This is a genomic window from Streptomyces sp. SBT349 (genome assembly GCF_001083795.1).
GTDB lineage: Bacteria > Actinomycetota > Actinomycetes > Streptomycetales > Streptomycetaceae > Streptomyces.
Genome location: NZ_LAVK01000127.1, coordinates 1 through 19,693, shown reverse-complemented (window position 1 = coordinate 19,693; position 19,693 = coordinate 1). Strand labels below are relative to the sequence as shown.

The window sequence follows — 19,693 nt, the reverse complement described above, 5'->3', positions numbered from 1 at the left end:
CACCCGAGCCCGTAGGCTCGACAGGGCACGAGAAGAAACGTCGTCGACGAGCCAGGAGTGAGGCCGTGTTCCCCGGTGGTGGGGTCGATATGCAACAGCTGTTGCAGCAGGCCCAGAAAATGCAGCAGGATCTTGCCGCAGCCCAGCAGGAGCTGGCCGAGACGCCCGTGGAGGGCTCCGCGGGCGGCGGGCTGGTCAAGGCCACGGTCACCGGCTCCGGCGAGCTGACGCGCCTGGAGATCGACCCCCGGGCGGTGGATCCGGAGGACACCGAGACCCTGGCGGACCTCGTGATCGCGGCCGTTCGCGATGCGAACAATTCCGCGCAGGAGCTGGCCAAGACCAAGCTCGGCCCCCTCGCCCAGGGGCTCGGCGGAGGCGGCATTCCCGGGCTGCCGTTCTGATGTACGAGGGCGTGGTCCAGGACCTCATCGACGAGCTGGGCCGGCTGCCCGGCGTCGGCCCCAAGAGCGCGCAGCGCATCGCCTTCCACATCCTCCAGGCCGAGCCCGCCGACGTCCGGCGCCTTGCGCACGCCCTGACCGAGGTGAAGGAGAAGGTCCGGTTCTGCGCGGTGTGCGGCAATGTCGCGCAGGAGGAACGGTGCCGCGTCTGCCTCGACCCACGCCGCGACCTCACGGTGATCTGCGTGGTCGAGGAGCCCAAGGACGTGGTGGCGATCGAACGAACGCGCGAATTCCGTGGGCGGTACCACGTGCTGGGCGGAGCGATCAGCCCCATCGACGGCGTGGGGCCCGACGACCTGCGGATCAGGGAGCTGCTCGCCCGCCTCGCGGACGGTTCCGTCACCGAGTTGATCCTGGCCACCGACCCCAATCTGGAGGGCGAGGCGACCGCGACCTACCTGGCCAGGATGGTCGGCTCGCTCGACCTCCGGGTCACTCGGCTAGCCAGCGGGCTGCCGGTGGGGGGAGACTTGGAGTATGCCGACGAGGTCACCTTGGGGCGCGCGTTCGAGGGAAGACGCCTGCTTGATGTGTAATGCAGACGCAGACATAGGGACCGTTGGGGAGGCGATCACATGATGTCCGAAGCGATGCCGCCGATGCAGCCGACGCCGCAGCCGCAGGCCGGCGCGGTCCAGGGACAGGGCGCACCGGGCGCACCGGACGGGCCGGACAGCTTCGCGGTCCAGATCGCCGACCAGATCGAGAGCTTCATCGTCGCCGTCTCCGAGGTCGCCAAGGGCGACGACCCGGACAGCGCGGTGCCCTATCTCCTGCTCCAGGTCTCCCAAGTCCTCCTGGCCGGCGGCCGGTTGGGCGCGCACGAGGACATCGTTCCCGAGGAGAGGTACGAGCCGGACACCGGCCCGGAGCCCGACATGGACGAGCTGCGGGAGCGCCTGGGCTCGCTGCTGGCACCCATCGACATCTACTCCGAGGTCTTCGACCCGTATGTGCCGCGCAGCACGCCGGTCGCCGCGCGCATCTCCGACGACCTGGCGGACATCATCTCCGACCTGCGCCACGGCCTGGCGCACTACACCGCGGGGCGGGTCAGCGAGGCCCTGTGGTGGTGGCAGTTCTCCTACTTGTCGAACTGGGGCCCCACCGCGAGCGCCGCGCTGCGCGCCCTCCAGTCCCTCGTCGCCCACGTCCGCCTGGACACTCCGCTGGCCGAGCTCGACGGTCTGGACACCGACAGCGAAGCGGAGGACGGGGACCTGGAGCGGCAGGCGGGCCGGGTGATGCAGGCGGAGATCGCCACCCCGCTCGGCCTCGGCCCCGCCGGCGGTTCCTGACGCCCACCCGTCGGCCCGCGCTCCGACGGGCGGAAGGCGTCACCGCGGGCTGCGTCACCGCGGGCTGAGCAGCAGCAGCGCGATGTCGTCGTTGAACGCGTCCGAGCGCCGCGCCCTGCGCAGCAGCGCGTCGGCCAGCTCGTCCATCGACCCCCGCGCCTCCGTCTCGCCGACGTGCTGGGCCAGTTCCGCCATGCACTCGTCGAGGTCCCGCCCGTGCTGCTCGACGAGCCCGTCGGTGTAGAGGACCAGCACGGCGCCCGGCAGCAGCGGGATCTCCATCGCCGGGTACTCGGCGCCCCGGTCGATGCCGAGCAACGGGCCCGGGATCACCGGCAGCGCAGTCACGCGCCCGTCCGGGTGGCGCAGCAGCGGCGGCAGGTGGCCCGCCGTGGCGAGCCTGGCGCGCCGCGCGGTGAGGTCGAGATCCACGTACAGGCAGCTGGTGAACAGCCCGGGGTCGAGGTCGGTCAGCAGCCGGTTCGCCCGCCCGAGCACCTCGCCCGGCGGCGCGCCCGCCGTGGCGTGCACGGCCGTGCGGACCTGGCCCATCAGCGCGGCGGCCTTGACGTTGTGCCCCTGGACGTCGCCGATCGCGGCGGCCACGGCCGTGTCGGCGGTCGTGTCGCCGCCCAGCCGGATCAGGTCGTAGAAGTCGCCGCCGATCTCCACGCCCCGGGTGGCGGGCAGATAGCGGGCGGCGACGTCGAGCCCCGGCACCTCGGGCAGCGCCCGCGGCAGCAGCCCGGCCTGGAGGCGGCGCGCGAGGTGGTGCTTGGCGTCGTAGAGCCTGGCGCGTTCCAGGGCCTGGGCGATCAGCCCGGCCAGCGAGGTCATCACCGCGCGCTCGTCCGGGCTGAACGGGTGCGGGCGGTCGTAGGCGACGACGCAGCAGCCGACGGTGCGGCCCGAGGCGATCAGCGGCAGCACGGCCCACGCCTCCTTGCCGGTCAGAGCGGGGAGGCCGGAGAACGACGGCTCCAGCTCGTCGGGCGACCCGTAGAACGCGGGCTCCCCCTCGGACAGCACCCGTGCGGCGGGCGAGCTCGGGGAGTCCATCGGGGTGCCGTCGAACCGTTCCATGGACTCGGGCCGGTAGCCGCGGTGGCCCACGACGCGGAGCCTGCCGCCCTCGGCGACGAAGATCAGCAGCCCCTGGGCGTCGAGCGACGGCATGATCTGGCCGGCCACCAGGTCCACCACGTCGTTGACGCCGACCGCCTCGGTGAGCACGGCCGCCAGCTGCATCAGGTGGTACAGGGCGCCGACCCGGACGGGCGCGGCCCGGCCCCCGGGCATCGCGCGGGCGGAGCGGTCCTCGGGCGTGGCCCACTCGGTCGAGGTGGCGGGCGCGGGGGCGATCCTGAGGCTGACGCCGTACGCGTCGGGGTGGTGGTGGAAGCGCAGCCAGCGATCGGGCGGGCGCAGCGCGGTGAACGAGGTGGGGCGGCGGCTGAGCAGCGCCCTGCGGAACCTGTCCTCGAACACCGGGTCGCTCAGCCAGGACAGCTTCTCCCAGAGCCGGCAGCCGGGAAGCTCCTCCGGGGGGATGCCGGTGAGTTCGGCCGCCGCCGCGTTGGCATAGGAGATGCGGCCGTCCAGCTCCACCGCGCAGTGCCCCTCGGGGAGGCGCTCGGTGAGCCAGGCCGCCGCCAGCGCCTCCTCGTGCCCCAGGCGCGTCGGCGGGCGCCGCAGCAGCACCCGCGGCCGTTCCCCGCCCCGCAACGGGCGCCCGGCGGCGGCGATGCCGCGCAGCAGCCGGCCGAGGCGCGCGGCGCCGTCCCGGAGGCCCTCGTGCTCCACGGGGGTGTGGCCGGCCGGGTGCGTGCCCGGCCACAGCAGCCCGAGCACGCCGGCGTCGGAGCCGAGGTCCCCGTCACCGCCGTCACCGCCCTCACCCCCGCCCTCACCCTCCCCGCTACCGTCGGCCGTCTCGCCGAGGGTGATCGGGGCGTACGCCGACGCGAACGGATACGGCAGCACCATGCCGACCTGCGGGTAGCGGTTGGCCATCTCGCCGACGCCCACCCATACGGCACGTCGCCGGATGATGGCCTCGGTCAGCGGGAGGGGCGCCTCCAGGCCCACCCGTATCCAGGGCATGAAGATGTCGATGGGCAGCCCGGACACCAGCGCCAGGCGGAGCACCCGCTCCCCCGGGTCGAGCAGGTAGACGAACCCGCCGTAGGCTCCCGTCTCCCGCACGGCCCTCAGGACGGGCGGGTCGAGGCGCTCAAGACCCGAAGACGGCATAGCACCCATAGGTGAACGTTACGTCCCGTTCCGGTCACCAGCACACCGGCGGCGGCCCGCCCGGGGCCCGCGGCCGGTGTGTGACGTGTCTTACGTTCGTGGCGTAATCCGGTGTGCTCCTGTCCGGGGCAGGGCAGGGGTGGTCGCTGGGTGGGCGAGTGGGGCGGCCCGCTCGGTAGACTTCATCCGGCTGTGGCCTGTTTTCGGCCATGGAGAGCAAGAGAACGAGGAGCGAGCACACGTGGGCCTTGTCGTGCAAAAGTACGGCGGCTCCTCCGTTGCCGATGCCGAGGGCATCAAGCGCGTCGCCAAGCGGGTCATCGAGGCGAAGAAGAACGGCCACCAGGTGGTGGTCGTCGTCTCCGCGATGGGCGACACGACGGACGAGCTGATCGATCTGGCGGGCCAGGTGTCGCCCGTCGCCACGGGGCGCGAGCTGGACATGCTGCTGACCGCCGGGGAGCGCATCTCGATGGCGCTGCTGGCGATGGCCATCACGTCGCTCGGTCACGAAGCACAGTCGTTCACCGGCAGCCAGGCCGGCGTCATCACCGACTCCGTCCACAACAAGGCCCGCATCATCGATGTCACGCCGGGCCGGATCCAGAGCTCGGTCGACGCGGGGAACATCGCGATCGTCGCCGGGTTCCAGGGCGTGTCCCAGAGCGGGAAGAACATCACGACCCTCGGCCGCGGCGGCTCGGACACCACGGCCGTCGCCCTCGCCGCCGCGCTCAACGCCGAGGTCTGCGAGATCTACACCGACGTGGACGGCGTCTTCAGCGCGGATCCCCGGGTCGTGCGCAAGGCCCGCAAGATCGAGTGGATCTCGTTCGAGGACATGCTGGAGCTGGCCAGTTCCGGGTCCAAGATTCTGCTGCACCGCTGCGTCGAGTACGCGCGGCGCTACAACATTCCGATTCACGTGCGGTCGTCGTTCTCGGGGCTCAAGGGCACCTGGATCAGCAAGGAACCGCCAGGAGGTCAGCCGATGGAGCAGGCAATCATCTCGGGGGTCGCACACGACACGTCCGAGGCGAAGATCACCGTTGTCGCCGTTCCCGACAAGCCGGGTGAGGCGGCGAAGATCTTCCGCGCGATCGCCGACGCCGAGATCAACATGGATATGGTCGTGCAGAACTTCTCGACCGCGTCGACCGGACTCACCGACATCTCCTTCACCCTCCCCAAGGACGAGGGGCGCAAGGCGATCGACGCGCTGGAGAAGCGGCGGGCCATCATCGGCTTCGAGGCACTGCGCTACGACGAGCGGATCGCGAAGATCTCCCTCGTCGGCGCGGGCATGAAGACCAACCCGGGTGTGACCGCGACATTCTGCGAGGCGCTGTCGAACGCGGGCGTCAACATCGAGCTGATCTCGACCTCCGAGATCAGGATCTCGGTGGTGACCCGCGAGGAGGACGTCAACGAGGCGGTGCGCGCCGTGCACACGGCGTTCGGCCTGGACAGCGACAGCGACGAGGCCGTGGTCTACGGGGGCACCGGCCGCTGAGCCCCCCGTAATGCCCTCCCGTCCCCTCCCACCTTCTTCTCACGCCACCTCCTCACACCGGCCCGTTCCGACCGAAAACGTCCGGTGGTGGCCGAGGCTGACCAGATGTGAAGCTCTCGTGACCAAGTCGTAGGTCCTGATGGCTTGCTCCCGGCGGATGAGCCGGGAGACCATTTCAAGTCCCCGCACCGCTAGGCAGCCAACTGCGGTGCGGGGTGCGTTTTTGGCGCCCTGACCCGGCGCGGACACGGACGGAAATGGGACCTTCACGGTGGGCGGTGGGTTATGAGACCGGGTACCTCGAAAGCCGACAGCCCGCCCACGCCGTACAACCTTTACGGGGGAATGGGCGTCCAACATGCGTGGCAGAGGTTGCAGAGGTTCTCGGATTTCCGGCAATGCCCCCGCGACGCCTGGCCGGGGGCGCGCCCGTGACCGCTCCCCTGCCGGCCTCCCGGCCGACGCACATCCCCGCCCAGGGCGAGGACGCGGGCGACGCCATGGCTGAGGCCGCCGCGGGGACCACCATCGACTTCCTCACCGAGACCTACCGCGCCCACTACCGTTCCCTGCTCGGACTGGCGGCGCTGCTGCTCGACGACACGGCGTCCTGCGAGGATGTCGTGCAGGAGGCGTTCATCCGTGTGCACTCCGCGCGCAACCGCGTGCGCGACCCGGAGAAGACCCTCGCCTACCTGCGCCAGACCGTGGTCAACCTGTCGCGTTCCACCCTGCGCCGCCGCATCCTCGGCCTGAAGCTGCTCTCGAAGCCGCTGCCGAACATGGCCAGCGCGGAGGAGGGCGCCTACGAGCAACTCGAGCGCGCCGACCTGATCAAGGCGATGCGCGGGCTGCAACGGCGGCAGCGCGAGGTCCTCGTGCTGCGCTATTTCGCCGACATGACCGAGGCCGAGGTGGCCAAGACCCTGGGCATCTCGGCCGGTTCCGTCAAGGCGTACGGCTCGCGGGGCATCGCCGCGCTGCGCGTCGCCATGGAGGCCGTCCGATGAGCGGCGATGACCGGGACATCCGGCGCCCGCCGGGGCCGAGGGGCCCCCGGGACAGGCGCGACGCGCGGGATCGGCGAGACGCGCGCGAGAGGCGTGAGGGGCGCAACGCTCAGGAGCCGCCGAAACGGCGGCGGTTGACCGCGCTGCCCGACCTGCCGGACCTGCCCGGGCACACCGACGCCGACACCGAGGGCGACGGCGAGGGCGTCGAGGGGGCCGTTCCGGGCGGCCCGGACCCGTCCGGGTCCCCCGCCCTCTCGGGCCAGGAGGAGGAGCTGCGCCGGCTGCTCCGCGACGCGGTGGGCGGCATCGAACCGACCTCCGGGGCGCTCGACCACCTCCAGGACGCGGTCCCGGCCCGGCGCCGCCGGCGGCGCCACCTGCTGATCGGCACCGCGGCCTCCGTCGCGCTGCTCGGCCTCGGAGCCCCGCTGGTGCTGTCCGCGGCGGCGAGCGTCGGAGGCGGCGGCGAGAACTCGCTCGACGCGGGCGCCGACCACTCCGTGGACGGCAGCCAGCGCGGCACCGCGGACGGCGGCTCCCTCGGCATCCACCCGTCGGACGGCCGGCCCACCGGCGGGGCGGAGGACTACCCCGACGGAACCGCCGGCCCCGGGAGGCCGCCCGGAGGCGTCTACGACGGCCAGTTCCTGCCGAACTCGCCCCACTCCGACGAGACCCTGGGCGCCAGCTCCCCGACCTGCCGCCGCGGCCAGCTCGGCGAGGTCACGACGGACCTGGAGCCGCCGGACGAGCAGGGCCGCATCTACGGCCTGATCCGCCTGGCGAACGTCTCGGACACCGCCTGCCTCGTCACGGGGAACGGGGAGCTCGCCGCCCTGCCGTTCGGCACCGAGGGCGCCGCGGACATCCAGATCGTGGACCGCACCGAGGGGGACCGGGCGACCGGGCTCCCCACCCCGGACGAGACGCACGAGGAACTGATCGTGCCCGCGGGCGAGGCATACGAGGTGCGCTTCGCCTGGGTCCCGAGCGCGTCCGCCGCCGGCACCTGCGAGGTGGAGAAGGCCGACGACGAGGACAGGCCCGCGGACGACCCGCCGACCTCGACGGCCGACCCGATGTCCGCGGACGTCCAGAACGCGCCCTCCTCGGCTCCGGGCGAGAACGGCGGCGCGAACGGCGACGGGGCGAACGGCGGCGGCGCGGGGGGCGGAGGCACCGAGGGGCCCCCGTCCGGCAGCGACGGCGACGGGTCGAGCGACGGTCCCGGCACCACCGCGGGCACCGGCGACCCCGGCGAGGAGGAGCCGAGCGACGACCCCAGCACCGGTGACCCCAGCGACCCGCCGAGCGACGAGGAGGAGGACGACGACGGCGTCGTGCTCCGGTACACCCCGGCGGCGGGAGAGCCGGCGGCGGCGCAGATCCGGCTGGAGGGCGACTGCTCCGGCACGATCTACCGCACGGGAGTTCTGGAAGCCCCGGGGCCCTAGCGGCCGGGGCCTGGACGTACCGTGGGGGCGTGTACCGGTTCCTGCTGACGCCCCGCTGGTGGGCGATCAACGTCTTCGTGGTGCTGTCGATCCCGGTCTGCCTGGTCGCGGGCACCTGGCAGCTCGGCCGCTTCGAGGACCAGGTGGACGCGCACCGCGAGCAGCAAGAGCTCGCGGAGGCGACCGGCGAGGCGCGGCCGTTCGCCGAGCTGATGCCGTTGACGACCGAGACCGTGGGGCGGCAGGCCGAGATCGCGGGAGTGTACGACCCCGACCACCAACTCCTCGTCCCCGAGCGAACGTTGGACGGCGCACGCGGCGCCTACGTGCTCACGCCGCTGCGCCCCTCCGACGGCGGCCCCGCCGTCCCCGTGGTCCGCGGCTGGCTGCCCGGCGCCGCCGACGCGAGCGCCGCGCCCCCGCCGCCCGGCGGCGAGGTGACCGTCACCGGCGCCCTCCAGGCCGCCGAGTCCCCCAGCGAGGTCACCGCGCCGACCACGGGCCTGCCCGAGGGGCAGCTCGGGGTGATCTCGGCGGCCTCGCTGATCAACGTGCTGCCGTACGAGGTCTCCGACGTCTGGATCACCGTGCGGGACGCGGAGGAGCCGATGACGGCCGTGCCTGCCACCGCGCCCACCGGCACGGGTCTGGACATGGACGCCTTCCAGAACCTGGGCTACACCGCCGAGTGGTTCGTCTTCGCGGCGTTCGCCGTCTTCATGTGGGCGCGCCTCTTCCGGCGGGAGGTGGAGACCCGGCGCGACGCCGAGCTCGGCCTCCTCCCCGCCGCGCCCGCCGACCGCCGGCCCCACGGCCCCCGGGCCGCGCCGCCCGCTACTCCGCCGCCGTCCGCTACTCCGCCGTCGCCCGGTGCTCCGTCGTCGTCGCCGTCCTCGCTCCCGTCCCAGGCAGGTCCGGGGACGGAGGCAGATGTGCCTGTGCGAACCGGATCTCCTGCGCCACCTGCTTGATCCGCTCCTCCACCACCAGCGAGCCGTGCCCGGCGTCGTACCGGTACACCTCGTGGGTGATGCCGCGCTCCACCAGCCTCGCCACGTAGTTCTCGATCTGGCGGATCGGGCAGCGCGGATCGTTCAGACCGGCGGAGATGTACACCGGGGCCCGCACCCGGTCCACATAGGTGAGGGGCGACGACGCCTCGAACCGCTCGGGCACCTCGTCCGGCGCGCCGCCGAGCAGCGTCCGGTCCAGCGCCTTGAGCGCCTCCATCTCGTCCTCGTACGCGGCGACATAGTCCGCGACCGGGACCGCCGCCACGCCGACCGTCCAGGCGTCCGGCTGGGTGCCGATGCCCAGCAGCGTCAGATAGCCGCCCCACGACCCGCCGGTGAGCACCAGCCGCTCCGGGTCGGCGAGACCCGAATCGACCGCCCACCGCCGGACCGCGGCGACGTCCTCCAGCTCGATCAGCCCGACCCGGTGCTTGAGCGCGTCCGTCCACTCCCGCCCGTACCCGGTGGAGCCCCGGTAGTTGACCCGGACGACGGCGAAGCCGTGGTCGAGCCAGGCCGCGGGGCCCGCCGCGAACCCGTCGCTGTCGTGCGCCGTGGGCCCGCCGTGGATGTCGAAGACCGTGGGGAACGGGCCCCGGCCCTCGGGCCGCTGCACCAGCGCGTGCACCGTGCCACCCGGACCCTCCACCCAGGCGTCGGTCACCGGCAGCGAACGCGGCGCCCGCATCCCCGGCGGATCGAGCACCGTCCGCCCGGACGTGGACACCACGCGCGGCGGCTCGGCGGCCGAGGACCACAGGTACTCCACGGTGCCGTCGGGGCGCCCCGTGGCGCCGGAGATGGTGCCGGGCGGCGTCTCGACCCGGTCCGGCCGACCGGTGGCCAGGTCGTACCGCCACAGCTCGTCGCGCGCCTGGTGGCTGTGGTCGATCAGCAGTCCCGAGGCGTCGGGCAGCCAGTCGGCGTGCACATCGCCCGGGAGCCCCGTGGACAGCTCGGTCTCCTCGCCCGTCAGCGGGTCCCAGATCATCGGCTCCCAGCGCCCGCGGCGCTGATGCCCGATCAGCAGCCGGGAGTCGCCGTCCACCGGCGCGAAGCCGAGCACCGTCAGGCCGAGCTCCTCGGTGCCGCCCTTGGTGTCGTCCAGCTCGGCGACCGCCGTGCCGTCCAGGCGCACCACCCGCACCGCCGAGTGCATCGCGTCGCCGTGCTCGGTGTGCTCCACGGCCAGCAGCGAGCCGTCGTGCGACAGGTCGCCCACGCCCGCGGACTGCCGGTGCCGGTAGATCTCCACCGGCTCCTCGCCCGGCCGCGCCACATGGAGCGTCGTGCCGTCCTCCTCGGTCATCCGGCCGACGACCGCCGTGCCGTCGAGGGCGAGCGCGAGCCCGGCCGGGAACGAGGGCGCGAGCCCCGGCACGGCCGTCTCGTCCTCGCCCCCGTGGAACGGCTGCCGCATCCACACGCCGAACTCGTCGCCGTCGGTGTCGGAGAACCACCACAGCCACGCGCCGTTGGGCGACAGCGTGCCGTCCACCGTCCCGTTCGGCCGGTCGGTGGCCTGCCGCTGCCCACCGGTGGCCCGGTCCCAGGCGTACAGCTCGAACGTGCCCGTCGCGTTGGACACGAACAGCGAACGGTCCGGGGCCTCCCGCGCCCAGCCCGGCAGCCCCACGCGCGGCGCCCTGAACCGTTTCTCCCAGTCCGGCATGGGGTCGGCGGGCACCCGCCCGCCGTCGGGCGCCACGCGATCCCCCGGCGCCGCGTCAGCCATCGGACAGCTCCACCTGCATCTCGACCTCGACCGGGGCGCCCAGCGGCAGCACCGCGACGCCGACCGCGCTGCGCGCGTGCCGACCGCGCTCGCCGAGGACCTGCCCGAGCAACTCGCTGGCGCCGTTGATCACCTGCGGCTGGCCCGTGAAGTCCGGCGCCGAGGCGACGAAGCCCACCACCTTGACCACGCGGACGATCCGGCCCAGGTCGCCCGCGACCGACTTCACGGCGGCCAGGGCGTTCAACGCGCAGGTCCGCGCCAGCTCCTTGGCCAGCTCCGGGCCGACCTCGGCCCCGACCTTCCCCGTGACCTCCAGCCTGCCGCCGACCAGCGGCACCTGCCCCGAGGTGTACACATAGGGCCCTGTCACCACCGCCGGCACATACGCCGCGACGGGCGGCGCCACCTCGGGCAGCGTCAGGCCGAGCTCGGCCAGCCGCGCCTCGACGGACCCGGCGCCGCTCATGGCCGCGGCTTCTCGCGCTTGAAGTAGGCCACCAGCTGCTCGGGATTCGGACCCGGGATGACCTGCACCAACTCCCAGCCGTCGTCCCCCCAGTTGTCAAGGATCTGCTTGGTGGCATGCACGAGCAACGGCACGGTCGCGTATTCCCACTTCTTCATGTGCCTCACTCTAGTGTCCGGCTCTGACACCGCGGCGGCCGTTCGCCTAGGCTCGGCTCCGTGAGCGTTCCCGGCACCAGACTCCACGTGGTCAGCGGAAAGGGCGGCACCGGCAAGACGACCGTCGCCGCCGCCCTCGCGCTCGCCCTGGCCGAGCGCGGGCGGCGCACGCTGCTGGTCGAGGTCGAGGGCCGCCAGGGCATCGCCCAGCTCTTCGAGACCGAGGCACTGCCCTACGCCGAGCGCCGCATCGCCATCGGCCCCGGCGGCGGCGAGGTGTACGCGCTGGTGGTGGACGCGGAGCAGGCGCTGCTCGACTACCTCCAGATGTTCTACAAGCTCGGCGGCGCGGGCCGCGCGCTGCGCCGCATCGGGGCCATCGACTTCGCCACCACCGTCGCGCCCGGACTGCGGGACGTCCTGCTGACGGGGAAGGTGTGCGAGGCCGTCAGGCGCCGCGGCCAGGGCGGCACCGGCAGGGCCTACGACGCGGTGGTCATGGACGCGCCCCCGACCGGCCGCATCGCCCGTTTCCTCGGCGTCAACCACGAGGTGGCCGGGCTCGCCCGCGTCGGACCGATCCACCACCAGGCTCAGGCGGTGATGCGCGTGCTGAAGTCCGCGGAGACCGCCGTCCACCTGGTCACGCTGCTGGAGGAGATGCCCGTGCAGGAGACGGCCGACGCCGTCGCCGAGCTGCGCGCCGCCGATCTGCCCGCGGGCGCCGTCGTGGTGAACATGGCCCGCCCCGCCGGGGACGTCGCCGTGCCCGTGCCCGACCACGACCCCGGCCTCGCCGCCGCGCTGACCCGCGCGGGGCTGCGCGGCGCCGGCCGGCTGGCCGGGCCGCTGCTCACCGAGGGCCGCGAGCACACCCAGCGCCTCGCTCTCGAACGGGCCCAGCGCGCCGAGCTGGCCGGGCTCGGCCTGCCCGTGCACGAGCTGCCGCTGCTCACCGAGGGCGCCGACCTGGCCGGGCTCTACCGGCTCGCCCGCCTGCTGCGCGACCTCGACTGGACGGGGGGCGCGCGGTGACCGCCGCGAGCGAGCCACGGGGCCAGGGCGCCCCCGGCGTGCCCAGGCTGGCCGTGGATCCGCTGCTGGACGACCCGGACGTCCGCATCATCGTCTGCTGCGGCTCGGGCGGGGTCGGCAAGACGACCACGGCCGCGGCCCTCGGCCTGCGCGCGGCCGAGCGCGGGCGCCGCGCGGTGGTCCTGACCATCGACCCGGCCCGGCGGCTCGCCCAGTCCATGGGCCTGACCGAGCTGGACAACGTGCCGCGCCCCGTGCCCGGCACCGACACGTCGGGCGGCGGCGAGCTGTTCGCGATGATGCTCGACATGAAGCGGACCTTCGACGAGATCGTCGAGGCCCACGCCGACCCGTCCCGCGCCCGCGCCATCCTGGACAACCCCTTCTACCAGTCGCTCTCGGCAGGCTTCGCGGGCACCCAGGAGTACATGGCGATGGAGAAGCTGGGGCAGCTCGCCGCCCGCGACGCGTGGGACCTCATCGTCGTGGACACCCCGCCCAGCCGGTCCGCGCTCGACTTCCTCGACGCCCCCCAGCGGCTCGGCTCGTTCCTCGACGGGCGCTTCATCCGGGTGCTGATGGCCCCGGCCAAGGCGGGCGGCCGAGCCGGGCGGAAGGTGATGAGCCTGGGCATGGCCGGGCTCTCCCTCTTCACCGGCACCCTCGGCAAGGTCCTGGGAACGGCGCTGCTGCGGGACGTCCAGACGTTCGTGGCCGCGATGGACACCATGTTCGGCGGCTTCAGGACCCGCGCCGACGCCACCTACCGGCTCCTCCAGGCGAGCGGCACGGCGTTCCTCGTGGTGGCCGCGCCGGAGCGGGACGCGCTGCGCGAGGCCGCCTACTTCGTCGACCGGCTCAAGGCCGACCACATGCCGCTGGCCGGTCTCGTGCTCAACCGTGTGCAGACCTCCGCCGCCCCCCGCCTGAGCGCGGAGCGCGCCCTGGCTGCTGCGCGTTCACGCCGAGCGCATGCGCCAGGTCGCGCGCGAGGAGCGCACGCGGGCGCGTTTCACCGCACTCCACCCCGAGGTGCCGGTGGTGGAGGTCGCCGCCCTGCCCGGCGACGTGCACGACCTGGCAGGGCTGCGCGCCATCGGTGAACGGCTCGCCGGCGGCGGGAAGACTCAGCCGACGTTCGCGAAGCCGGGGAAGTCCCCGTAGCCGTACGGCTCGTAGTCGTTGTAACCCTCGAAGTCCTTGTACTCCTCGTAGTCCCGGTTGTCCTTCCGATCCCCGGCGCGCACGCTGATGGGGCGCGCGCCGCGCTCGTACTCCGAGCGCGCGGTCTCCAGCAGGCGCCGCCAGGAGGTAACGGTGGGGCGCCTGCGCAACAGCGCGCGCCGTTCGCGCTCGGTCATGCCGCCCCAGACGCCGAACTCCACGCGGTTGTCCAGCGCGTCTGCGAGGCACTCCGTCCGGACCGGACATCCGGTACAGACCGCTTTGGCCCTGTTCTGAGCCGCCCCTTGTACGAACAGTTCATCCGGATCCGTCGTGCGGCAGGCCGCCTGCGCACTCCAGTCGGTAACCCAGCTCATGCCGGTGCCGTCCTCTCCCGAATCGGGCTCCCCCACGGCGGCAAGTGGCATATTCACCCTTGCCAGTTGAGGACGTTACGGAAGGCGGGCACCGCACAACACCCCCAGGGGGTCTAATCTTGAATGGCCCGATCGGACTATGGAGAGCGCCAAGTCACCCACACGAGTGCTGCGCAAGAACCCCTGGTAAACGTTGTGCCGATCACTGCCACAGCGTCTCCGCGAACTCACCCCTTCGAGTGATGGCTCGCTTGACGGGCGGATCATTGTGTGAACCGTGAGTAGCTTAGGCGAACAGATGGACCCCTGTCCGGCTTTTGAGAACGTAGGCTTGCCGCCATGAGTAGGAAGCGTTCCGGTGGCGGGCTGACCACCATGCAGCAGGCTGCCAAGTTCCTCGGGGTCAGCGTGCTGTCCGGGGCGGTGCTCGCGGGCATCGCCCTGCCGGCGGTCGGCGCCCTCGGGCTCGCGGCCCGGGGCACGATGGACGGGTTCGACGAGATCCCGTCCATGATGGAGCGACCGCCGCTCAGCCAGCGCACCACCATCCTCGACGCGGACGGCGAGAAGATCGCCGACTACTACTACAGGAACCGCACGGTGGTCCCCCTGGACGAGATGTCGGAGACGCTCCGGCAGGGGATCATCGCCATCGAGGACGCCCGCTTCTACGAGCACGGCGCCGTCGACCTGCGCGGCATCCTCCGCGCCCTCACGCAGAACGTCGAGTCGGGCGCGGTCGAGCAGGGCGCCTCGACCCTCACCCAGCAGTACGTGAAGAACGTGTTCGTCGAGGCCGCGGGCGACGACCCGGAGGCGGTCGCCGAGGCCATCACCCAGACCGGCGCCGCGGGCATCGGCCGCAAGATCCGCGAGATGAAGTACGCGATACAGCTCGAACAGGAGCTCACCAAGGACCAGATCCTGGAGAACTACCTGAACATCACGTACTTCGGGCAGCAGGCGTACGGCGTGGAGGCCGCGGCCCAGCGCTACTTCTCCACGTCCGCGGCCGACCTCGAACTCCACGAGTCCGCCCTGCTCGCCGGCCTGGTGCAGTCGCCCAGCCAGTACGACCCGACCGTGGACGACCAGGCCGCTCTCGAGCGCCGCAACACGGTGCTCCAGGCCATGGTCGAGACGGGCGACATCACCCAGGCCGAGGCCGACGAGGCGAGCGAGCGCGACCTCGGACTGAACGTGAGCGAGCCGGCCAACGGCTGCATCACCGCGGCGAACGACGCGGAGTTCTTCTGCGACTACGTCCAGCGCGAGTTCCTGGCCAACCCGGTCTTCGGCGAGACCGAGGAGGACCGCCAGGCCCTGTGGGCGCTGGGCGGCATGACCATCCGCACCACCCTCGACCCGGACGCCCAGGCGGCCGCCACCCAGGCCGCGCGCGAGCACGTCTACGCGGAGGACGAGGTCGTCGGCTCGGTCGTCCAGGTCCAGCCGGGCACCGGGCACATCCTCTCGATGGCCCAGAGCCTCCCCTACGGCAACCAGGAGAACGAGACCTCCATCAACTACAACGTCGGCGCCGCCATGGGCGGAAGCCGCGACGGCTTCCAGCCCGGTTCGACGTTCAAGCCGTTCACCGCGGCGGCGGCCCTGGAGGCGGGCATCTCCCCGGCCACCGAGTACAGCACCGGGTACGAACACACCGTCCGCTTCGAGGACTTCCGCGACTGCGACAACCGGCCCATAGAGGGCACCGAGCCGGAGTGGGAGTTCCAGAACGAGCGGGAGGACGAGAGGGGCACGTGGGACATGACCACGGCCCTCGGCCAGTCCATCAACACCTACTTCGTCGAGCTGGAGAAGCAGGCCGGGCTCTGCGAGACGCTCACCATGGCCGGGCGCATGGGCGTCGAGCACGGCAGCGGCAGCCCCCTCCAGGCCCACCCCTCGCTCACCCTGGGCGGCCAGGAGACCACCCCGCTGATCATGGCGACCGCCTACGCCACGTTCGCCAACCGCGGCACCTTCTGCGAGCCGGTCGCGATCACCGGGGTCACCGACGCCGACGGCCAGGAGATGACCGTTCCCGAGAGCGAGTGCCGCCAGGTGATGTCGGAGCACACCGCCGACACCATCAACGAGATGCTCTCCGGCGTCATCGAGGACGGCACGGGCGCCGCGGTCGGACTGGACGGCCGGGACAACGCGGGCAAGACCGGCACCACGGACAACCGCGAGAACGTCTGGTTCGTCGGCTACACCCCCGACATCTCCACGGCGGTCCGCGTCGGCGGCTGGGACACCCCGCTGTCGATGGAGGACATCACCATCGGCGGCGAGTACTTCGCCCAGGCGAGCGGTGCCCGGGTCGCGGGCCCGATCTGGAACGCGGCGATGACCGGCGCGCTCGAAGGCGTCGCGCCCTCGACGTTCAACCAGGTGAACGTCCCCCGCGGCGACGGCGACCGACCCGGCGGGGACGACGACGACGGCCGCCCCGGTGGCAACGGCGGCAATGGCAACGGCGGCGGTGGCGGCGGCAACGGCGGCAACGGTGGCGGTGGCGGCGATGACGGCGGGGGCGGCGGGGACGTCTTCCCGCCGGAGATCGAGCTGCCTCCGGACGTTCTCGGCGGCGGCGACGGCGACCCGTTCGGCCGCCCCCGCGACTGAGACGCGTCACGGCCGGCGGCCCCGGGGAGTCACCCCCGGGACCGCCGGCCGTTTCGCGCCGCCCGGTCAGGCGCGGTCGAGCTGCGTCAGGCGAGGGCCTTCTTGACCGCCGCGGCGACGCGTCCGCCCTCGGCCCGGCCCGCGACCTTCGGGTTCACGATCTTCATCACGGCGCCCATGGCCCGCGGTCCCTCGGCGCCGTCCGCCCGTGCCTGGGCCACGGCCTCCGCGACCAGCCCGTTCAGCTCCTCGTCGGACAGCTGCGCCGGCAGGTACCCGGCCAGCACCTCGCCCTCGGCCCGCTCCCGTTCGGCCTGCGCGGGACGCCCGCCCTTGTCGAACGCCTCCGCCGCCTCGCGCCGCTTCTTCGCCTCCCGGGTGATCACCTTGCGCACCTCGTCGTCCGACAGCTCACGAGCCGCCTTGCCCGCGACCTCCTCGGTGGTGATGGCGGCAAGCGTCATGCGCAGCGTGGCAGAACGCAGCTCGTCGCGCTCCTTGATCGCCGCCGTCAGATCGTTCCGGAGCTGGGACTTGAACGTGGTCATGCCCCCCATTGTGCGGTACCGATCATCTGAAACGATGGCCCCATGCGCGCCCGTTACCGCATCCCCCTCAACGCCGCCCTCGCCGTGACCGCCGTCTCCGCCGCCACCGTGGCCTATGCCGCCGGTTTCGAGGTCCGCTCCTTCCGCCTGCGGCGCGTCAGCGTCCCGGTCCTCCCGCCCGGCAGGGCCCCCCTGCGGCTGCTGCATGTCTCGGACATCCACATGGTCTCGGGCCAGCGCAAGAAACAGCGGTGGCTCCAGTCCCTCGCCGGGCTCCGCCCCGACCTGGTGATCAACACCGGCGACAACCTCTCCGACCCCGAGGCCGTCCCCGAGGCGCTGGACGCCCTGGGGCCCCTGCTCCAGTTCCCCGGCGCGTATGTCTTCGGCTCCAACGACTACTACGCGCCCCGCCTGCGCAACCCGGCGCGTTACCTGGCGGAGCGCGCCTCCGGCCGCTTCGGCCTCAACGGGAACCCCCCGGCGAGCAACGTTCCGCGCAATCCCTGGCCCGAGCTGCGCGACGCCTTCGACGACGCGGGATGGGTCAACCTCACCAACACCCGCGGCCGCCTGAAGGCCGCGGACACGGAGATCGCGCTGACCGGCCTGGACGACCCGCACATCCGCCGGGACCGCTACGACAGCGTCGCCGGCGGGCCCGACCCGGACGCCGACCTCTCCCTGGCCGTGGTGCACGCCCCCTACCTCCGCGCCCTGGACGCGTTCACGGCCGACGGCTACCCCCTGATCCTCGCCGGCCACACCCACGGCGGGCAGCTCTGCGTGCCCTTCTACGGCGCCCTGGTCACCAACTGCGACATCGACACGGCCCGCGTCAAGGGCCTGTCCACCCACGAAACCCCCGGCCACCGCGCCTACCTCCACGTCTCGGCAGGCTGCGGCACCAACCGCTACACCCCCGTCCGCTTCGCCTGCCCCCCCGAGGCGACGCTGCTGACACTGACCCCCCGAGAAACCTGATTTCCCGTTCGCCTACCGGTCGGCTAGAGTATTGAACGCCGCACCGGGGTGTGGCGCAGCTTGGCAGCGCGCTTCGTTCGGGACGAAGAGGTCGTGGGTTCAAATCCCGCCACCCCGACAGAGAAACACCAGGTCAGGCCTGGTACTGAGAGATCAGTACCAGGCCTGACCTGCGTTCGGGGGCTATTTTGGGAGCCATTTGGGAGCCGACTTCGGGACGCAGCTCCCTACCCGGCCGCCTTGCGGCGACCTGGCCAGCAACGGACTCTTCGACGGGATACGTGTCCTCGCTGTCAGTGCCCCCGTCTAGCCTTGAACCATCACCGCCCCATAGGAGACCGGATTGGCCGGGTTCAAGATCGACAAGCGCGCGATCGCGAAGATGCAGAAAGAGATCGTCAAGGAGTTCGAGCGGGCGAACCGCAAGCATCCCGTCCGCATCCCCATCGAGGTCGAGCCCCCGTCCATGGGTGTGCTCACCCTGGCGAGTGCCAGCGGCCTCGAAAGCGACCCGCAGCTGTCCCGCTTGTTGCTCTGGCTGTACGAGTCGGTCCAGCAGAATCCGAGCCACTACGTAGACGTGCGGGACTTCGCGCGCGACGAAGGGCTGCCGGAGGGCGACAGCGACAACATGGCGTTGCAGCTTGAAAAGCTCGGGCTCGTCAATATCGCACGAACCCTCGCCGGCGGGCTCTCCGAGGTGTTCCCCACGGACGACGGAGTGCTGGAAGCGCGCCGCCTGCTCGCTCTGCGCACCGACGCAGTGGAACGCTTCGGGCACGCCTGCGATGTGTTGTTGCGCTGGGTCCTACGCGTGGGCGGAAGGCAAGCCTCTGTTCCGGCGCTGGCATTCCTGGAAGATCCGCTGTGCAGCTTCGCCGGGGATCTCCTGACCGAGGATGAAGTTCTCAGCGCGCTCGATTACCTGGGCGAGCACGCTCTTGTGGAGCGAGTGGTCACAGAGGCCGAGGTCACAGTCCTGATCACGGCACAAGGCACCCGCTGCGTACTCGCTGGAGGCACCGTGAATGACTTTCTGAGCCGTCAACCGACTGGCGGCGACACCTACAACATCACCGGCTCCCACGGCTTCGTCGCTGGCTCGCAGCAGCACGTCGTGCAGAACAACTCCTTCGGCCTGGACGCTTCCAAACTCGCTGAGTTCGCTCAGCAGGTCCGGCAGTTCGCGCCGAGCCTGGGAGTCTCCGTAGAGGAGCAGAGCCAGCTGATTCTGGATGCAGAGGTTCTGGAAGAAGCTGCCACCACCGGTCTGCCTGAACCGGGACGTGTACGGGCCGCATTTGATCGGCTGAACGCAACCCTCACCGCAATCGGTACGGCTACCCCTGGCCTGACCATGCTCGTCGGGGCGGGGCAGAGCGCGTACCAAGCAGTGTTTGGCGCCTGAAGTATTGGGAGCCAACCGTCGAGGCTGGCTCCAGGTATCGCTCTCAGAGGGCGTTTGAAGTAGGCAGATTGCCGCTTATGCCCTAGTAGGTGCCTCGCCAGGTTGGTGTGGTCTCGCCTGTTATGCGCTTGGTAAGGTTGTCGATCGACGCGATGTGGATCATGGATGTT

At 71.9% G+C, this 19,693-nt stretch carries 17 protein-coding genes, 1 tRNA gene and 1 pseudogene; 13 read left to right on the top strand and 6 right to left on the bottom strand.

Going from position 1 to position 19,693, the window contains the following annotated elements:
- Positions 1-65 precede the first annotated feature (65 nt).
- The 3 genes from ADY01_RS17375 to ADY01_RS17365 all read left to right on the top strand — a co-directional run bounded on the left by ADY01_RS17375 (position 66) and on the right by ADY01_RS17365 (position 1,765).
- On the top strand, positions 66-404 hold the full coding sequence (locus ADY01_RS17375; protein WP_049573797.1) for a YbaB/EbfC family nucleoid-associated protein: 339 nt from the start codon (positions 66-68) through the stop codon (positions 402-404).
- Positions 404-1,003: a recombination mediator RecR gene (recR, locus tag ADY01_RS17370; protein ID WP_049573794.1), complete on the top strand. Its 600-nt coding sequence runs from the start codon at positions 404-406 to the stop codon at positions 1,001-1,003. The genes ADY01_RS17375 and recR overlap by 1 nt, the downstream gene beginning before the upstream one ends.
- A gap of 63 nt (positions 1,004-1,066) precedes the next feature.
- Complete coding sequence (locus ADY01_RS17365) at positions 1,067-1,765, top strand: DUF5063 domain-containing protein (protein ID WP_078900378.1); 699 nt, start codon at positions 1,067-1,069, stop codon at positions 1,763-1,765.
- 54 nt (positions 1,766-1,819) lie between these two features.
- Here ADY01_RS17365 and ADY01_RS17360 read toward each other — a convergent pair whose 3' ends face one another.
- A complete protein-coding gene (locus ADY01_RS17360; RefSeq protein WP_324613049.1) occupies positions 1,820-3,970 on the bottom strand; it encodes a SpoIIE family protein phosphatase in 2,151 nt (716 codons plus the stop codon).
- Positions 3,971-4,259: 289 nt separating this feature from the next.
- Here ADY01_RS17360 and ADY01_RS17355 point away from each other — a divergent pair, with 289 nt between their 5' ends.
- From ADY01_RS17355 to ADY01_RS37130, 4 genes are all read left to right on the top strand, one after another.
- Positions 4,260-5,531 (top strand): aspartate kinase, encoded by a 1,272-nt coding sequence (locus ADY01_RS17355; RefSeq protein WP_049573789.1) that lies wholly within the window; start codon positions 4,260-4,262, stop codon positions 5,529-5,531.
- Positions 5,532-5,929: 398 nt separating this feature from the next.
- Entirely contained in the window at positions 5,930-6,541 is a 612-nt protein-coding gene (locus ADY01_RS17350) for a SigE family RNA polymerase sigma factor (protein ID WP_049573786.1), read from the top strand.
- 134 nt (positions 6,542-6,675) lie between these two features.
- Complete coding sequence (locus tag ADY01_RS17345) at positions 6,676-7,998, top strand: hypothetical protein (protein WP_049573783.1); 1,323 nt, start codon at positions 6,676-6,678, stop codon at positions 7,996-7,998.
- Between the two features lie 29 nt (positions 7,999-8,027).
- The gene (locus tag ADY01_RS37130; RefSeq protein WP_078900377.1) at positions 8,028-8,969 is read left to right on the top strand and encodes an SURF1 family protein; all 942 of its coding nucleotides are present in this window, start codon (positions 8,028-8,030) and stop codon (positions 8,967-8,969) included.
- On the opposite strand, the gene ADY01_RS17335 is transcribed toward ADY01_RS37130, so the two are convergent.
- Genes ADY01_RS17335 through ADY01_RS39150 form a run of 3 tightly spaced genes read right to left on the bottom strand, consistent with a single transcriptional unit; the run spans position 8,851 to position 11,373 of the window.
- Positions 8,851-10,683, bottom strand: coding sequence for a S9 family peptidase (locus tag ADY01_RS17335; protein ID WP_049573803.1), 1,833 nt, complete (start codon positions 10,681-10,683; stop codon positions 8,851-8,853). The two genes, ADY01_RS37130 and ADY01_RS17335, sit on opposite strands and share 119 nt — an antisense overlap.
- Before the next feature lie 55 nt (positions 10,684-10,738).
- On the bottom strand, positions 10,739-11,215 hold the full coding sequence (locus tag ADY01_RS17330) for a RidA family protein (protein WP_049573780.1): 477 nt from the start codon (positions 11,213-11,215) through the stop codon (positions 10,739-10,741).
- Entirely contained in the window at positions 11,212-11,373 is a 162-nt protein-coding gene (locus ADY01_RS39150) for a DUF4177 domain-containing protein (protein ID WP_159001253.1), read from the bottom strand. The genes ADY01_RS17330 and ADY01_RS39150 overlap by 4 nt, the downstream gene beginning before the upstream one ends.
- Positions 11,374-11,433: 60 nt before the next feature.
- Here ADY01_RS39150 and ADY01_RS17325 point away from each other — a divergent pair, with 60 nt between their 5' ends.
- Both ADY01_RS17325 and ADY01_RS17320 read left to right on the top strand, forming a co-directional pair.
- Complete coding sequence (locus tag ADY01_RS17325) at positions 11,434-12,408, top strand: ArsA family ATPase (protein ID WP_049573777.1); 975 nt, start codon at positions 11,434-11,436, stop codon at positions 12,406-12,408.
- A pseudogene (locus ADY01_RS17320) lies at positions 12,405-13,572 on the top strand (ArsA family ATPase). Before ADY01_RS17325 ends, ADY01_RS17320 begins: the two are co-directional and overlap by 4 nt.
- Here ADY01_RS17320 and ADY01_RS17315 read toward each other — a convergent pair.
- Positions 13,536-13,949 (bottom strand): WhiB family transcriptional regulator, encoded by a 414-nt coding sequence (locus ADY01_RS17315; protein WP_234320273.1) that lies wholly within the window; start codon positions 13,947-13,949, stop codon positions 13,536-13,538. The pseudogene ADY01_RS17320 and the gene ADY01_RS17315 overlap by 37 nt on opposite strands.
- A 339-nt stretch (positions 13,950-14,288) precedes the next feature.
- On the opposite strand from ADY01_RS17315, the gene ADY01_RS17310 reads away from it, so the two are divergent.
- Positions 14,289-16,583: a transglycosylase domain-containing protein gene (locus tag ADY01_RS17310; RefSeq protein WP_049573774.1), complete on the top strand. Its 2,295-nt coding sequence runs from the start codon at positions 14,289-14,291 to the stop codon at positions 16,581-16,583.
- Between the two features lie 86 nt (positions 16,584-16,669).
- Here the strand turns inward: ADY01_RS17310 and ADY01_RS17305 are convergent, their stop codons facing one another.
- Positions 16,670-17,131: a GatB/YqeY domain-containing protein gene (locus ADY01_RS17305; RefSeq protein WP_049573772.1), complete on the bottom strand. Its 462-nt coding sequence runs from the start codon at positions 17,129-17,131 to the stop codon at positions 16,670-16,672.
- Positions 17,132-17,173: 42 nt separating this feature from the next.
- Between ADY01_RS17305 and ADY01_RS17300 the strand changes: the two genes are divergently transcribed.
- The 3 genes from ADY01_RS17300 to ADY01_RS17290 all read left to right on the top strand — a co-directional run bounded on the left by ADY01_RS17300 (position 17,174) and on the right by ADY01_RS17290 (position 19,523).
- Positions 17,174-18,115 (top strand): metallophosphoesterase, encoded by a 942-nt coding sequence (locus tag ADY01_RS17300; RefSeq protein WP_049573768.1) that lies wholly within the window; start codon positions 17,174-17,176, stop codon positions 18,113-18,115.
- Positions 18,116-18,159: 44 nt separating this feature from the next.
- Positions 18,160-18,233: transfer RNA gene (locus tag ADY01_RS17295), tRNA-Pro, on the top strand.
- 225 nt (positions 18,234-18,458) lie between these two features.
- On the top strand, positions 18,459-19,523 hold the full coding sequence (locus tag ADY01_RS17290; RefSeq protein WP_049573765.1) for a hypothetical protein: 1,065 nt from the start codon (positions 18,459-18,461) through the stop codon (positions 19,521-19,523).
- The last annotated feature ends 170 nt before the right edge of the window (positions 19,524-19,693 follow it).